Source organism: Duganella callida (assembly GCF_004614165.1).
GTDB classification, from domain to species: Bacteria; Pseudomonadota; Gammaproteobacteria; order Burkholderiales; family Burkholderiaceae_D; genus Rugamonas; species Rugamonas callida.
The window spans coordinates 1-15998 of the sequence record NZ_SPVG01000006.1; the positions used below are offsets into that span (position 1 = coordinate 1).

The 15998-nt window shown below is 66.2% G+C and carries 14 protein-coding genes; 10 read left to right on the top strand and 4 right to left on the bottom strand.

Annotation, left to right across the window (positions count from 1 at the left end; all coding sequences use genetic code 11):
- Both E4L98_RS00520 and E4L98_RS00525 read right to left on the bottom strand, forming a co-directional pair.
- The coding region (locus E4L98_RS00520) for a methionine ABC transporter ATP-binding protein (RefSeq protein ID WP_135199610.1) at positions 1-735 on the bottom strand (735 nt) is incomplete at its 3' end.
- On the bottom strand, positions 735-1931 hold the full coding sequence (locus E4L98_RS00525; RefSeq protein ID WP_135199611.1) for an acyl-CoA dehydrogenase family protein: 1197 nt from the start codon (positions 1929-1931) through the stop codon (positions 735-737). The genes E4L98_RS00520 and E4L98_RS00525, both read right to left, overlap by 1 nt.
- A gap of 195 nt (positions 1932-2126) precedes the next feature.
- On the opposite strand from E4L98_RS00525, the gene ssuE reads away from it, so the two are divergent.
- From ssuE to E4L98_RS00570, 9 genes are all read left to right on the top strand, one after another.
- The gene (gene ssuE / locus E4L98_RS00530; protein WP_135199612.1) at positions 2127-2714 is read left to right on the top strand and encodes an NADPH-dependent FMN reductase; all 588 of its coding nucleotides are present in this window, start codon (positions 2127-2129) and stop codon (positions 2712-2714) included.
- 17 nt (positions 2715-2731) lie between these two features.
- Complete coding sequence (locus E4L98_RS00535) at positions 2732-3694, top strand: sulfonate ABC transporter substrate-binding protein (RefSeq protein ID WP_135199613.1); 963 nt, start codon at positions 2732-2734, stop codon at positions 3692-3694.
- Between the two features lie 16 nt (positions 3695-3710).
- Positions 3711-4853: an FMNH2-dependent alkanesulfonate monooxygenase gene (gene ssuD, locus E4L98_RS00540; RefSeq protein WP_205746639.1), complete on the top strand. Its 1143-nt coding sequence runs from the start codon at positions 3711-3713 to the stop codon at positions 4851-4853.
- Between the two features lies 1 nt (position 4854).
- Entirely contained in the window at positions 4855-5622 is a 768-nt protein-coding gene (ssuC, locus tag E4L98_RS00545) for an aliphatic sulfonate ABC transporter permease SsuC (protein WP_135199615.1), read from the top strand.
- Between the two features lie 9 nt (positions 5623-5631).
- On the top strand, positions 5632-6447 hold the full coding sequence (locus E4L98_RS00550; protein WP_135199616.1) for an ATP-binding cassette domain-containing protein: 816 nt from the start codon (positions 5632-5634) through the stop codon (positions 6445-6447).
- Between the two features lie 226 nt (positions 6448-6673).
- Positions 6674-7240, top strand: a complete 567-nt coding sequence (locus E4L98_RS00555; RefSeq protein WP_135199617.1) for a YceI family protein — start codon at positions 6674-6676, stop codon at positions 7238-7240.
- A gap of 94 nt (positions 7241-7334) precedes the next feature.
- The gene (locus tag E4L98_RS00560) at positions 7335-9098 is read left to right on the top strand and encodes an amidohydrolase (protein WP_135199618.1); all 1764 of its coding nucleotides are present in this window, start codon (positions 7335-7337) and stop codon (positions 9096-9098) included.
- A 165-nt stretch (positions 9099-9263) separates the two neighbouring features.
- Positions 9264-12557, top strand: a complete 3294-nt coding sequence (locus E4L98_RS00565; protein WP_135199619.1) for a DUF8487 domain-containing protein — start codon at positions 9264-9266, stop codon at positions 12555-12557.
- A gap of 125 nt (positions 12558-12682) precedes the next feature.
- A complete protein-coding gene (locus tag E4L98_RS00570) occupies positions 12683-12907 on the top strand; it encodes a hypothetical protein (protein WP_135199620.1) in 225 nt (74 codons plus the stop codon).
- Between the two features lie 254 nt (positions 12908-13161).
- Here the strand turns inward: E4L98_RS00570 and E4L98_RS00575 are convergent, their stop codons facing one another.
- Positions 13162-14070, bottom strand: coding sequence for a PAS domain S-box protein (locus E4L98_RS00575; protein ID WP_135199621.1), 909 nt, complete (start codon positions 14068-14070; stop codon positions 13162-13164).
- A gap of 303 nt (positions 14071-14373) precedes the next feature.
- Complete coding sequence (locus tag E4L98_RS00580) at positions 14374-14730, bottom strand: hypothetical protein (protein WP_135199622.1); 357 nt, start codon at positions 14728-14730, stop codon at positions 14374-14376.
- Between the two features lie 141 nt (positions 14731-14871).
- Here E4L98_RS00580 and E4L98_RS00585 point away from each other — a divergent pair.
- Positions 14872-15998 (top strand): ligand-binding sensor domain-containing protein (locus E4L98_RS00585; protein ID WP_307722067.1); only part of this gene is annotated, 1127 nt, incomplete at its 3' end.

Consider the following 15998-nt stretch of genomic DNA (forward strand, 5'->3'; position numbering starts at 1 on the left):
CACAGGTTCGCGGCCCAGCGCGGTCGCGCGCGGCGCGCTCGGGCCGGCGCTGTCGTCGAGCGCGAATTGTTCGGCGATGGCGCCGTTCTCGATCACCGCGACGCGGTTGCAGATCTCGCCGATCACGTCCAGTTCATGGCTGACGATGACGATGGTCACCCGCAGGCGGCGGTTGATGTCCTTCAGCGTCGCCAGCAGCGCGCGCGTGGTCTGCGCATCGAGCGCGGACGTCGGCTCGTCGCACAGCAGCACCGCCGGCTTGCTGGCCAGCGCGCGGGCGATGGCGACACGCTGCTTCTGCCCGCCCGACAGCTGCGCCGGATAGCTGGCGGCCTTGTCCTCCAGGCCCACCAGCGCCAGGCAATCGCGCACACGCGCCACGATCTGTCGAGCGGACTGGCCGCCGTGGATGCGCAGCGGGAAAGCCACATTGTCGGCCACCGTGGCGTTCTGCAGCAGATTAAACTGCTGGAAGATCATGCCGATATTGCTGCGCGCCTCGCGCAGCGCCGCCCTGGACAGCGAGGTAAGCTCGCGGCCGTCGACCGTCACCGCGCCGGCGTCCGGGCGCTCCAGCAGGTTGATCAGCCGCAGCAGGGTCGATTTGCCGGCGCCGCTCTTGCCGATCAGGCCGAAGATCTCGCCGCGTCGCACTTCCAGCGTGACGTCGCGCACGGCGTCGAACCCGCCGAAGGATTTGTGCGCATGCTCGATGCGGATCAGGGGAGTCGTCATCAGGAATACGCCGTTGGTTCGGGCAGCGTGCCGTCGAACGCATAGCGTCCGAGGTCGCGGATCTTGTAATCGACCGGATCGTGCAGCGTGTGCACCCGCGCGTTGCGCCAGAAGCGGTCGAAGCCATATTTGGCGGAGGTCGAGCGCGCGCCGGTCAGCTCGAAGATTTCGCTGCTGACTTCCACGCCGGCGCGGTGCGCCAGCACCTTGGCTTCCGCCACCGTCACCGCCAGCGCGCCACGCTGCTGCGCGGTGACGGCGGCGCCCAGCCGGTACAGCCGCTCCAGTGTCTGCGCCGCCTGCTCGGCCAGCACCGCCGCCGGCCGCAATTTGAGCCACAACTGGCCAAGCCGGTGCTGCACCAACGGGTCGGCGCCGGCCGACGCCGCGCCCGATGCGAACCACGGCCGCGCCTCGTCGGCCAGATAGCCGCGCGCCGCCTCGAACGCGCCTTCGCCGATGCCCAGGTAGAGATTGGTCATGATCAGCTGCGCCACCTGTGAGCGCAAGGTCGCCTGCGCGGTCGGCGCGGCGCCCGGCGCCTGCAGCACCTGCGTTGCCGGCAGCGACACCCGGTTGAAATGCACATTGCCGCTGTCGGTCTGCTTCTGCCCGAAGGCGTCCCAGTCCGCCTGCACCGTCACGCCCGATTGCCGCGTCGGCACCACGCCGATCAGCGCACTCTGCGTGGCCTCATGCCAGGCCGAGATGGTCAGCCAGTCCGAACCCACCGAGCCGGACGAAAAACTCTTGACGCCATCGATCTGGTAGCCGTAATCGGCGTCGCTGGCGATGCTGCGTTTGTCGAGCGGGTTGAGGGCGTTACCCCAGAACAGATTCTGCTCGACGGTCAGGGTGTAGAAGCGCTTCTGCTGCTGCGGTGTGCCATACAACTGGATACCGGCCAGCTGCAGATGATGGAAACCCAGCAAATGCGCCAGCGCGCTGTCGGCACGCGCCATGATGCGGATCACCTGGCACACGGTGGGCCAGTCCGCACCGTGGCCGCCAAACACGGTGGGGATCGATAAGGTCAGCAGGCCGGAGGCGCGTATCCATTCGCGCTCCTGCGCGGCATGGCCGCCGGCCTGGTCGCGCTGATTGGCGCTGGCGCCGAGGCGCCGGGCCAGGTCGGCCGCCACGGCGAGAGGATCGTACGCCGCGATCTGCGGCGTTTTGAGTACAGCTTGAGACATGGTATGTCCGTCTTGGAGGTATCGGTATTTTTAGTATGGCACCCGCGGACAAGCGCAGTACACGAAGAAATCCGGCTTTTGATATGCGCAAAAATCATGCTGTGGATTTTGCATATCGAAGCATAAAACTATTCGTTTTGATTTCCAGCCCGCGGACTTATGCTGGTCGCCACCATCAAGACAGGGGACCAGACCATGAGCATTCTTCTTATCAGCGGCAGCCCGTCCGCGCCGTCCAGCACCGGCCGTCTGCTGGATCACGTGGGCGACAAGCTGGTCGCGCTGGGCCACCGCCATCACAAGATTCAGGTGCGTGACCTGCCGCCGAAAGCGCTGCTGCATGTGGACTGTGCCGACCTGGCCATCAAGCGCGCGCTGGCCGCGGTGGCGGAGGCCGACGCCATCGTGATCGCCACCCCGGTGTATAAAGCGTCGTTCACCGGTCTGCTGAAAAGCTTCCTCGATCTGTTGCCGCAGGATGGCCTGAAGGGCAAGCTGGTGCTGCCGCTGGCCACCGGCGGCAGCCAGTCGCACATGCTGGCGCTGGACTATGCGCTGCGCCCCGTGCTGCAGGCGCTGGAGGCGCGCCAGGTGCTGGCCAGTATCTACGCCACCTCGCAGCAGCTGAGCTGGAACGACGTCACCGGTCTGAGCGTGGACACCGCCATCGCCTGGCGCGTGCAGGACGGCGTGGATGCGCTGGCGGCCGGCCTGCGCAATCGGCATCAGCAGCCGGACGAGGTGTTCGTGGCGGTGCCACAGCCGGTGCGGCTGGCGCGTTGAACGTGAAAGGAGCGTACATGGATATCAATCAGAAGCGCGCGGCGCGCCGCCACACCCTGGGACTGCTGTTTGCCGCCGGCGTGATGGCGGCCGGCGCGGCGCAAGCACAGGCGCCGGCGCCGGCAAAGCAGGAAATCCGCATCGGCTACCAGAAATACGGCACGCTAACCTTGCTGAAAGGACGCGGCACACTGGAGCAGCGTCTGGCGGCGCGCAACGTGACGGTGAAATGGACCGAATTCCCCGCCGGGCCGCAGCTGCTGGAAGGGCTGAACGTGGGCGGCATCGATTTCGGCACCGTCGGCGAAGCGCCGCCCATCTTTGCACAGGCGGCCGGCGCCAACCTGGTTTATGTCGGCAACGAGCCGCCATCGCCGGCCAGCGAAGCGATCGTCGTGCCCAGGGATTCGAAGCTGCGCAGCCTGGCCGACCTGAGGGGCAAGAAGGTGGTGCTGAACAAAGGCTCCAACGTGCACTACCTGCTGGTCAAGGCGCTGGAGAAGGCTGGCCTGGGTTACAAGGATATCGACGTGGTCTATCTGCCGCCGGCCGACGCGCGCGCGGCCTTCGAGCGCGGCAGCGTCGACGCCTGGGCCATCTGGGATCCGTTCCTGGCGGCCGCCGAAAAACAATTGCATGCGCGCGTGCTGGCCGACGGCAAGGGATTGGTGGCGAATCACCAGTTTTACCTGGCCGCGCGTCCCTACGCGGAGAAGAACGCCGATATCGTCCGCATCGTGCTGGAGGAAATCGCCAGGGTGGACGAGTGGGGCGCGAAAAATCCGCAGGAGGTGACCGCGATCCTGGCGGCGCAGACCGGCCTCGATGCGGAGGTGGTGGCGCTGGCCGCATCGCGCTACAGCTACGGCGTCAAGCCGATCACCGCGGACGTGCTGGCGCAGCAGCAGAAACTCGCCGACGCCTTCTCGCAACTGAAACTGATACCGAAACCGATCGCGGTCCGTCTGGCCGCGCAATAAGGAACCAACGATGTCTCTGAACGTATTCTGGTTCATACCGACCCACGGCGACAGCCGTTACCTCGGCACCTCCAGGGGCTCGCGCGCCATCGATGCCGATTATCTGAAACAGGTGGCGGTGGCCGCCGACACGCTGGGCTATGACGGCGTGCTGCTGCCGACCGGCCGCTCGTGCGAGGACGCCTGGGTGGTGGCCTCGTCGCTGATCCACGTGACGAAGCAGCTGAAGTTCCTGGTGGCGATCCGTCCCGGCCTGACCACGCCAGGACTGGCCGTGCGCATGGCCTCGACCTTCGACCGCCTGTCCAACGGCCGCCTGCTGATCAATGTGGTCACCGGCGGCGACCAGGGCGAGCTGGAAGCGGACGGCCTGTTCGCCGACCACGCCAAACGTTACGAGATCTCCGATGAATTCATCCGCGTCTGGCGCGCCTCGCTGGCGGGCGAGGGCGGCGACAAGGGCTACGATTTCGAGGGCAAGCATATCCAGGTCAAGGGCGCCAAGACGCTGTACCCGCCGGTGCAGAAGCCGTACCCGCCGCTGTACTTCGGCGGCTCGTCGGAGCCGGCGCACGAACTGGCGGCCGAACAGATGGACGTCTACCTGACCTGGGGCGAGCCGCCGGCGGCAGTGGCCGAGAAGATCGCCGACATCCGCGCGCGTGCCACCAGGTATGGCCGCAGCGTCAAATTCGGCATCCGCCTGCACGTGATCGTGCGCGAGACCAATGAGGAAGCCTGGCAGGCCGCCGATAAGCTGATCAGCCATCTGGACGACGAAACCATCGCCAAGGCGCAGAAAGCCTTCGCCAAGATGGACTCGGTCGGCCAGCAACGCATGGCGGCCTTGCACGGCGGGCGCCGTGACAAGCTCGAAGTATCGCCCAATCTGTGGGCCGGTGTGGGACTGGTGCGTGGTGGCGCCGGCACCGCGCTGGTGGGCGACTCCGACACCGTGGCCGCGCGCATCCGCGAGTACGCGGACCTCGGCATCGACACCTTCATCTTCTCCGGCTATCCGCACCTGGAGGAATCCTACCGCTTCGCCGAGCTGGTGTTCCCGCTGCTGGGCAAGGGCAGGGACCGCGGCGAGCAGTCGCTGAGCGGGCCGTTCGGCGAGATCATGGCCAGCGACATCGTGCCCAGGAAGGCGGCCTGAAATGCGCAAATCCGCACGCCACAACCCGTGGGCGCAATGGATCCTGCCGGTGCTGCTGATCGCGGTATGGCAGGCGTCGTCCCAGCTCGGCTGGCTGTCCAGCCGCATCCTGCCGCAGCCGTGGGCGGTGGCGCAAGCCTTCTGGTCGCTGGCGGTATCGGGCGAACTGTGGCTGCACCTGCGCACCAGCCTGTGGCGCGCGGCCAGCGGCTTCGCCATCGGCGCCGGTCTGGGGCTGCTGCTGGGCCTGTTCACCGGCAGCTTCCGCCGCGCCGAAACCCTGCTCGACACCACGCTGCAAATGGTGCGCAACATCCCGGCGCTGGCGCTGATCCCGCTGGTGATTCTGTGGTTCGGCATCGATGAAACGGCCAAGCTGTTCCTGCTGGCGGTGGGCGTGTTCTTCCCGGTGTACCTGAACACCTTCCACGGCATCCGCGCGGCCGACCAGGGCCTGATCGAAATGGCGCGCAGCTATGGCCTGCGCGGCTGGCCGCTGTACCGCGACGTCATCCTGCCGGCGGCGCTGCCGTCCATCCTGGTCGGCGTGCGATTCTCGCTGGGGCTGGTGTGGGTGCTGCTGATCGTGGCGGAGACCATCTCGGCGCAGGCCGGCATCGGCTACATGACCATGAATGCGCGCGAGTTCCTGCAGACCGACGTGGTGTTGGTCGGGATTTTGCTTTACGCCTTGCTGGGCAAGGCCGCCGACCTGGTTGCGCGCGGGATGGAAAAGCACTTCCTGCGCTGGAATCCCGCTTACCGTTAAGGAGTAGCCATGTTCATCTCGACTTCCCTGTTCGACGCCGGCGCGCTGCCGCGCGAAGGCGCCGCCTGGATCACGGCCCAGCCGCCGCGGCGCCAGGGCGTGGCGCTGCAGTTAGAGCGAGTCGGCAAATCGTTCGGCACGCGCAAGGTGCTCAATGACGTGCAGCTGGCATTGCAGGCCGGCGAATTCGTCGCCGTGGTGGGCCGCAGCGGTTGCGGCAAAAGCACGCTGCTGCGCGCCATCGCCGGGCTGGAAAGCGCGGACGAGGGCCGCATCGCCGTCGGCGCCGGCGCCGGCAGCCTTGCCGCCAGCATCCGTATCATGTTTCAGGAAGCGCGCCTGCTGCCGTGGAAGTCGGTGCTGGAGAATGTGGCGATCGGCCTGCCGCGCGCGCTGAACGCGGCGGCGGCCACCCTGGCCACCGTCGGCCTGGCCGAGCGCGCCGACGATTGGCCGTCCGAACTGTCGGGCGGCCAGCGCCAGCGGGTGGCGCTGGCGCGCGCGCTGCTGCACGAGCCGCAACTGCTGCTGCTGGACGAACCGCTCGGCGCGCTCGACGCGCTGACCCGCATCGAGATGCAGCAGCTGATCGAATCGCTGTGGCTGGCGCGCGGCTTCACGGCCGTGCTGGTCACCCATGACGTGCAGGAGGCGCTGGCCCTGGCCGACCGCGTGGTGGTGATCGAGGATGGCCGCATCACGCTCGATCTGCGCGTCGACCTGCCGCGGCCGCGCGCGCGCGGCAACGCCGCCTTTGCCGCCCTCGAACAACGCCTGCTGGCGCGCATCCTGCGGCCGGCAGCTGCCGTCGCCGCGGCAGCCTGATCCCTCTGTAGTGCTTTCGTGTGGCCCGCTACCCAGCCAGGGTAAGCGGGCTGCACGTCTTTTGGCCGATACCGTTTTCTTGTCATTCGTCTATGATAACGACCAGCGCATATGATCGATTTTATCGATAGTAAACCGGTAAATTTTTCGTTTTACAACTTTCTGTGGTGCGAGCATAATCGTCCTTACTAGAACAAACCATGTTCTCAACATTAGGAGTCATTAAATGAAAAAAATCGTTGCCCTGCTGATCGCCGCTGGCGTGTCGATGACCGCATTCGCTGCCCCGGAAAGCTTCACTTCGGATGAGAACCACACCTTCTCGAGCTTCAGCTACAGCCACTTCGGCTACTCGACCCAGCAAAGCCGCTTCAACAGCACCAAGGCCAAAGTGACCATCGACCGCGCCGCCAAGACCGGTTCGGTGGAAGCCACCATCGACACCAAGTCGGTGGACACCGGCTCCAAGCTGTTCGACCAGCACATCCAGGGCGAAGATTTCCTGGACACCGCCAAGTATCCAACCGCCACCTTCAAGTCGACCAAGGTCAACTTCAAGGGTGACGTGCCATCGACCATCGACGGCAACCTGACCCTGAAAGGCGTGACCAAGCCAGTGACCCTGACCGTCACCCACTTCCAGTGCATGGACCACCCGATGGCCAAGAAACTGGCTTGCGGCGCCAACGCCACCGCCACCATCAAGCGCACCGAGTTCAACGCCGGCAAATACGCGCCGCACGTGGGCGATGACGTCACCCTGACCTTCGCCATCGAAGCACTGAAGGACTAATCCACGGGAACTGGGCTGGTCTCAATTCCCTGACGCAGCCGGCGCGGTCACCAGGTATCTGGCAAGCGCCGGTTTTTTATTTTTAGGAGTAGTTATGAAATTGACCCAGCTCGCCCTCGCGGCCGCGGCCGCCGGCATCCTGCCGGCACACGCCGGCGCCGACCTGATCATCACCAACGGCAAGGTCGCCACCATGACCAGGGAGGGCGCGTTCGCGCAAGCCCTGGCGATCGAGGGCGGCAAGATCGCCGCCGTCGGCAGCAATGCCCAGATCCTCAAGCTCAAAGCCGCGAACACGCAAGTGATCGACGCCGGCGGCAAGACCGTGATTCCCGGCCTGAACGACTCGCACCTGCACATCATCCGCGAAGGCTTGAATTACAACGCCGAACTGCGCTGGGACGGCGTCACCTCGCTGAAGCAGGCGCTGCAGATGCTCAAGGAGCAGGCGGCGCGCACGCCGGACGGCGCCTGGGTCAAGGTGGTGGGCGGCTGGAACGAATTCCAGTTCGAAGAAAAGCGCCTGCCGACGCTGGAGGAAATCAACGCGGCGGTGCCGGACAAGCCGGTGTTCATCCTTTACCTGTATGGCCTCGGTTTCCTCAACCAGAAGGGCATCGCCACGCTGGGCTACAACGCCGACACCAAATTCAAGGATGGCGTGGTGGAACTGGGCGCGGACGGCAAGCCCACCGGCAAGCTGATCGCCAAGCCCAACGCGGCCATCCTGTACGGCACGCTGGCCAAGACCAATGCGCTGCCGCGCGAGCAGCAGCTGAATTCGACCCAGCAGTACTACACCGAGCTGAACCGGCTCGGCCTGACCAGCGCCATCGACGCCGGCGGCGGCGGCCAGGCCTATCCCGACGATTACGCGGTCAGCCTGGAGCTGGCCAAAAACGGCAAGCTGACGGTGCGCACGTCGTATTATCTGTTCGCGCAAAAGCCGGGCAAGGAGCTGGAAGACTACCAGCGCTGGCTGAACCAGACCCATCCGGACAAGAACGAGCACCTGTTCTACGCCAACGGCTACAACACCGAGGGCGGCGGCGAGAACCTGGTGTGGAGCGCGGCCGATTTCGAGAACTTCCTCGAGCCGCGTCCCGACATGCCGCGCGAAATGGAAGGCGAGCTGGAGCCGGTGCTGCGCCTGCTGATCAAGAACCGCTGGCCGTTCCGTATCCACGCCACCTATGACGAAAGCATCGACCGCGACCTGGCGGTGATCGAAAAAGTCAATCGGGACACGCCGCTGAACGGCCTGCGCTGGTTCTTCGACCACGCCGAAACCATCAGCGACCGGCAGCTGGCGCGCGTGAAAAAACTGGGCGGCGGCATCGCCGTGCAGAACCGCATGTACTTCCAGGGCGAGCTGTACTGGAAGCAGTACGGCGCCCAGCAGCGCCAGATGCCGCCGATCCAGAAGATGCTGGCGATGCGGATCCCGGTCGGCCTCGGCACGGACGGCACGCGCGTGTCCAGCTATGGCCCGTGGCCGTCGATCTACTGGGCGGTGACCGGCAAGACCGCCGGCGGCCTGCAGGTATGGCAGCCGAAAGATGTGCTGAGCCGCTATCAGGCGCTCAAGCTGATGACGCAGGGCAGCGCCTGGATGAGCGGCGAAGAAAAGCTGAAAGGCACGCTGGCCAAGGGCCAGTACGCCGACCTGGTGATCCTGCCGCGCGACTACTTCACCATGGACGCCGAGCAGATCAGGAACCTGGAGTCGAGCCTGACCATCGTCAACGGCAAGGTGGTGTACGCGGCGCCCGAGTTCCGGCAATACGCGCCCGCCGCGCTGCCGGTGCAGCCGGACTGGAGCCCGGTGAAATACTACGGCGGCTATCAGAACAAATGAGCGGCGATTGGGCGGCAATTGGGGACAGACCACGTTTTTGCAATGATTTCAAAATCGTGGTCTGTCCCCGAACTGCCGGTCGCCGAAATAGTCATGCGCTTGCGCGTATGGCGACGCAGGCTTGCGCGATAATCGGGCGCATTATCGTTTTCAGCCAGGCACACCATGTTGGTTCGACTGTTCCTCTGCGCCGCGCTGGCGCTCAGCCTGGGCGCCGGCGCGCGCGCCGCCGAGGTCCGCGATCTGGCGGGAGCGTGGCGCTTCGCCATCGACCGCGCCGACGAGGGCGTGCGCCAGCGCTGGTTCGCGCGCGATCTTGCCGACCGAGACCACATCGCGCTGCCCGGCATCCTGCAGGCGCAGGGCTATGGCGACGAAATCAGCACCACCACGCCCTGGGTGCTGTCGCTGTATGACAAGCACTGGGCCGAACGCGCCGACTACCAGCCGTACACCGCGCCCGGCCAGGTCAAGGTGCCGTTCCTGTCGCAGCCGCCCCGGCACTATCTCGGCGCCGCCTGGTACCAGCGCGACATCGAGGTGCCGCCGGCCTGGCGCGGCAAGCGCGTGACGCTGTTCCTCGAGCGCCCGCACTGGGGCTCCACGGTATGGCTCGACGGGCGCGAGATGGGCGCCAATCTGAGCCTGGTGGCCGCGCACGAATACGATCTGGGCCAGCTGGCGGCGGGCCGCCACCGCCTCTCGGTGCGCGTCGACAACCGCATGCTGATGCCATACCGGCCGGATGCGCACAGCGTGTCCGATTCCCTGGGCATGAGCTGGAACGGCATCGTCGGCAAGGTCGAGTTGCGCGCCACCAGTCCGGTGTGGCTGGACGACGCGCAGGTGTTTCCCGATCCGGTCAGCAAATCGGTGCTGGTCAAGATTCGCATCGGCAACGCCGGCGGCCGCGCCGGCAGCGGTGTGATCAGCGCCAACGGCACGCCGCATCCGGTGCGCTGGGACGCCAAGGGCGGCGCCGCCGAACTCACCGTGCAATACCCGCTCAGCGCGCAGAACTGGGACGAGTTCCAGCCGGTGCTGCAAACGCTCAGCCTGCAGCTGCGGGGCGACGGCGCGGCCGATGCGCGCGCAATCCGCTTCGGCTTCGCGCGCATCGTCGCCCAGGGCCGGCGCTTCGTGCTCAACGGCCGCACCATTTATCTGCGCGGCACCCACCATGGCGGCGATTTCCCGCTGACCGGCTATCCGCCCACCGACGTCGCTTACTGGCGGCGGATTTTGCAGATCAATAAGGACTGGGGCATCAACCACATCCGCTTCCATTCGTTTTGCCCGCCGGACGCCGCGTTCCAGGCGGCGGACGAGCTGGGCGTGTACCTGCAGCCGGAGCCGGGCATGTGGAACGAGGTCTCGCCCGGCACCGACATGGAGCAGATGCTGTATGCGGAAACCGACCGTCTGATCAGGGCCTACGGCAACCATCCCTCGTTCCTGCTGCTCAGCCCGAGCAACGAACCCAAGGGGCGGTGGAAGCCGGCGTTCGACCGCTGGATCGCCCACTACCGCGTGGCCGACCCGCGCCGCCTGTACAGCAACGGCACCGGCCACACCGAGCGCGAAGTGCCGGGCCTGGCGGATGGCGCCGACTATCTGGTGATGCAGCGCATCGGCGCCAAGCCGCTGCGCGGCAACCGCGGCTGGTTCGGCGGCGATTACGGCGCGTCGTTGAACGGCATCGACCTCCCGGTGCTGTCGCACGAGACCGGCCAATGGGTGGCGTATCCGGACTTCGACGTGATCAAGAAATTCACCGGCTATCTGCGGCCGGGCAATTACGAAATCTTCCGCGATGGGCTGGCGCGCCACGGCATGGCCGCGCGCGACAAGGATTTCGCCTGGGCTTCCGGCAAGTTCCAGCTGGAGAATTACAAGGAAGAGATCGAAGCCAACCTGCGCACGCCGGGCCTGATGGGCTACCAGCTGCTGGACCTGCACGATTATCTGGGGCAGGGCACGGCGCTGGTCGGCCTGCTCGATACTTTCTGGGAAGAAAAAGGTTATGTGACGGCGGCGGCATTCCGCCGCTTCAACGGCGCCACCGTGCCGCTGGCGCGCCTGGGCAAGCGCACCTACACCAGCGCCGAGCGGCTGACGGTGCCGGTCGAAATCGCCCATTTCGGCGCGCAGCCGCTGGCCGATGCGCAGCCGTACTGGAAAATCGTCGGCGCCGCCGGCCAGGTGGTGCGCAGCGGCGTGTTCGCGCGCCGCACCATCGACATCGGCAAGAATATCGCGCTGGGCGCCATCGACCTGCCGCTGGCCGGACTGGCGGCGCCGCAGGCCTACCGGCTGGTGGTCGGCCTCGACGGCGGCGCGGTGGAAAACGACTGGCGCTTCTGGCTCTACCCGGACCACGCGGCCGCGCGCGAACCGGCCGACGTGCTGGTGACGTCAAGCTGGGAGGCGGCCGAAACCGCGCTGAACGCCGGCGCCAAGGTGCTGTACCTGCCGCGCGCGCAGGACCTGGACTGGACCTCGCCGCCGCTGGACACGGTGCCGGTGTTCTGGAATCGCCTGATGAGCCCGGCGTGGGGCCGCATGCTGGGCGTGTGGGTGGACCAGCGCCACCCGGCGCTGGCGCAATTCCCCAGCGAGGGCTACAACGGCTGGCAGTGGAACGAGCTGGTCAACAATACCCGCGCCGTCAACCTCGACCGCCTGCCGCCGGCGCTGCAACCGATCGTCCAGCCGGTGGACGACTGGAACCGCAACTACAAGCTGGGACTGCTGTTTGAAGCGCGCGTCGGCACGGGCAAGCTGATGGTGGCCAGTCCCGACCTGGTGACCGATCTCGACCGGCGCGTGGTGGCGCGCCAGCTGCGCCAGTCGGTGCTGGCCTACATGGCCAGCGCCGCGTTCGCGCCAAGCACGCCGGTGGACGCCGCCGCCTTCCGCCGGGCGGTGCTGTTCGATACCCGGGTGATGAGCAAGCTGGGCGCCCGGGCCAGCGGCGGCACCGACGCGGCGGCGGCCATCGACGGCGATCCGAATACCTACTGGAGCGACGGCAAGCCGGGCGCGGCGCATGGCGCGCCGGCGCTGACCGTCGTCTTTGCGCAGCCGGTCGCGTTTACCGGCGTGGTGCTGATGCCGCGCCAGAATCACCGCGACCACGAAGGCGACCTGCGCGACTACGCGCTGCAGGCCAGCGACGACGGCATCGCCTGGCGCGAGCTGCGGCGCGGCACGCTGCCGTCCGGTTACGGCCCGCAAACGGTCGACCTGGGCCGGCGCGAGACGGCGCGGCAACTGCGGCTGGTGTCGCTGTCCGGCGTCGGCGCTGATGGCGTCAGCGCGCTGGCCGAGCTGGCGCTGGTCTACGCCGGCCCCCCGCTGCCGGAGAGCAGCGGCACGCCGAACTACCAGCGCGTGCCGTCGGCCTCGCCCGACGTCGATGAAAACTTGGCGCCCGACAACAAAAAGCCTGCCCGCTGAGGCGATGGCGGCGGTTTTTATCGCTTTTTGATGGGAAGCTGCCATTGACTTTGGCAAATGCTCGGCCATACTCAGTGGGCGCATCACCGATCGGGGTGGCAGCCCCATTTTTCAAAAGGATGATGATGAACGTCTCGCTAGTCCCAAGCCTGGAATCGGCGCCGCCTGCCGCCGTCTATCAGCAGCGCCTCGATCAGGAATGCAGCGCCGTGGTCGAACGCGGCATTCTGGTGCAATCGAGTTTCAACACGGTCTGCGCGATCGAATACATGAAATCGCACAATGTGTCGCCGCAGGTCATCGAACGGGTGCTGCTGCGTCCCGATCAGCGGCGGAAAATAACACATTGATATCGTTGGCGGGCTTTAGTTATACACAAATCATGTTGGCAAGCATTTCGGCGAAAAAATTTTGTGGGGTCGCGGCGGCAAACGCAAGTCCTTGATTTATAGGTGCTTTATATCTGCCCGCTGAATGGGCAGTTTGTCGGAAACCGCGTCGTTACAGGCGCTCTGCGTTGTCAATGGGGTCATATCCACATAGATATCCACAGTTATTGTGGATATCGGAAAAAACGCTTAGCAATCCGTAACTTAAGCCAGGCTTAAAGCGGTTTTTTCAGCGCCTGCAGCACGCTGCCGACGGCGATGTAATGCGGCGGCGCCTCGGCCTCGCCCGCGGCGGCGGTGACGGTCACGCGCAGCCGCACTTCCTGGCCGTCGCGGCGCCAGCTGCTGATGACGTCGGTCCAGGGTTCGCCCTCTTTCAGGGCCTGCAAGGCGTCTGCCAGCTGGTCCTGCGGATAGGGTGCGGCGTGCAGCAGGCGCGCGTCGGCGCCCAGCAGTTCCTCGCGGCTGAACTGGTAGACGCTGCAAAACTTGTCGTTGACCGCCACGAAGCGGCCGCGCGCGTCCAGCGTGGCCATCACCGCGTGCTGGTCGACCGCCGCCAGCAGCCGGCGCGCCTGCTGCAGTTCGGCCTGCAGCGCCAGCGTGTGCCGGTGCGCTTCCTCCAGCCCGGCGTAGGCGCGCAGCGACGAGATCACGGTGGTGAACAGCTTGCGCGTGGTGAGGTCGGTCTTGCACCAGAAATCGTTGATGTCGTAGTCGAGGATGATGCTGTGCTCCAGCGCCTGCCCCGGCTGGCCGGTACGCAGCACGATGCGCACCAGCTGGTTGTGCAGGCTGTCGCGGATCTGGCGCGCCACCTGCAGGCCGGCGTCGCTGGTTTCCATGATCACGTCCAGCAGCACCAGCGCGATGTCGGGCGTGTTGCGCAGCACGTTGAGCGCTTCCTCGCCGCTGTAGGCGTGCAAGAAGCTCAGGCGCCGGCCCTGGAAGCAGGCGTTGCTCAGCGAGAACTTGGTGACCACGTGCACATCGACGTCGTCGTCCACGATCAGTACGCGCCACGGCGGCGGCGCGTTGCCGGCGGCGGCGCCCGGCTTGGACTGACTGCCCGGCTGCGCCTCGTCTTCTATCATCCAGTCGGTATCGTCGTCGTTCTGATTCATGCATCATCCCAGGTAGGTCCTGCGTCAGAGTGACACTATTCCTCGTCGGCACTTTTGTCAAAGGATTCCGGGGACGGTGTCTCGCTTCCCACTTATGCACAAAAACTTTTTTTTCAAGTTGCCCGCCAGCGCTTTGCTCCCGCGCGGAAGCGCCTTGCAAGTGCTTGATTTGTAAGGGTTTAAAAAATGCCTGTGGATTAGGCATTTTGTAGAAACGCCCGCCGTTGCTGGGCTTCTTGCCTGTCAAGAGGCGGTTATTCACACCCTTATCCACATTTGGTGTGGATATCTGAAAAATCCACTTTAAATACTGCGGCTTATGCCTTTTTCGGGAGAAAAGGCTTGCGCGATGTCATGCGACAGGCGGCGGCTGGTCACGATCAGCAACACCACCAGCGCGTGCAGCGCCAGCGCGAAGGTGATGGCGCCGCTGGCTTGCGCGCCGGCCAGCACCGGGTAGGCCAGCAGGGCCAGCGCCGGCGCCAGGCCGTAGCGGTCCGAGGACAGCAGACGGCGCGCGTCGTGGCGCATCCAGACGGCGGCGCCGGCGGCAAACAGCAGCCAGCCGGCGCTGCGGTAGTGGAATATGGCGAGCGCGAGGGCGGCCAGCCAGGCCAGGGCGCTGGCGGGCAGGGGCAGGGGGCGGCGCGGTAAGTGCATGATGACTCTCTCGAATGAAGTTGATACCAGCTTAGCGCGCGGCGCGTAATTGGTAAATTTTATTGTATCTATTTCTCCGATAGGTTTTCTAATTTTGTGTTTTCGTCTATGATCAAGGTTGATTAATGACTTCACGAGCTTGTGCGCCGCTTTCTTCCCCTCGTTTTGTTATTGCTGGCGCTGGTGTCGCCGGCGTGGGCACTGGACAGCAGGACCGCGCTCGCGGACTATCATCATGATATCTGGAGCGCCAGGGATGGCGCGCCGGGCGAGGTCACGTCCATGGCGCAGAGCGCCGACGGCTGGCTGTGGCTGGGCAGCACTGTCGGCCTGTACCGCTTCGACGGCGTGCGCTTCCGGCGCTTCGAGCCCTTGCCGGGCGAAACCGCGCCGGCCCGTCCGGTCACGGCGCTGACCGCGCTGCGCGACGGCGATCTGCTGATCGGCTACCACTATGGCGGCCTGAGCCGGCTGCACCAGGGCCACCTGATCCATTATCCGGGCACGGTCGACGCCCAGCCGGTCGGCGCCGTGCTGAGCGCCACGGTCGACACCGGCGGCGTGCTGTGGGCCGCCACCGGCAGCGGCTTGCTGCGGCTGGAACAGGGCCGCTGGCGCAATGCCGGCAAGGCGCTGGGCTTGCCGCCGGGGCGGCTGTCGAACCTGGTGCTCGACCAGTATGGCCAGCTGTGGATGGCGGCCGGCGACCAGCTGCTGGTGCTGACGCCCGGCGCGGCGCGCCTGCGCACGGTGCTGCGCGGCTATATCACCACCAATCTCGGCGCCTCGCCCGACGGCCGCCTGTGGCTGGACACCCATGCGCGGCTGGTGCCGGTGCCGCCGCAGCACCGCGGCCCGGACCTGCCGCGGCCGGCCTGGCTGGCGCAGGCCGAGGGCCAGGAAAGCGGCCTGTTCGACCGCGACGGCAATTACTGGGCGCTGGGCTGCCCCGGCCTGTGCCGCAGCGATGGCGTGGGACGGGGACCGTCAGTGGCGCGCGCGTCGCTGGCGCGGCCGGACAGCCGGCTGGAGCCGTCGCCGCAGGCCGCTAGCCTGGGCGCCAACATCCTGTTCGAGGACCGCGACGGCAACCTGTGGGTCGGCAGCCAGTCCGGCGTCGAGCGCTGGCGCCACAACCGGCTGGCGCCAGCCCGCCTGCAGGGCGGCGAACGCTATTTCAGCCTGGCGCGCGACGGGGCCGGCCAGGTGCTGACGCTGACGCGGCCCAACGGCGGGCTGTGGCGGCTGGCGCGCGATGGCCGCAGCCC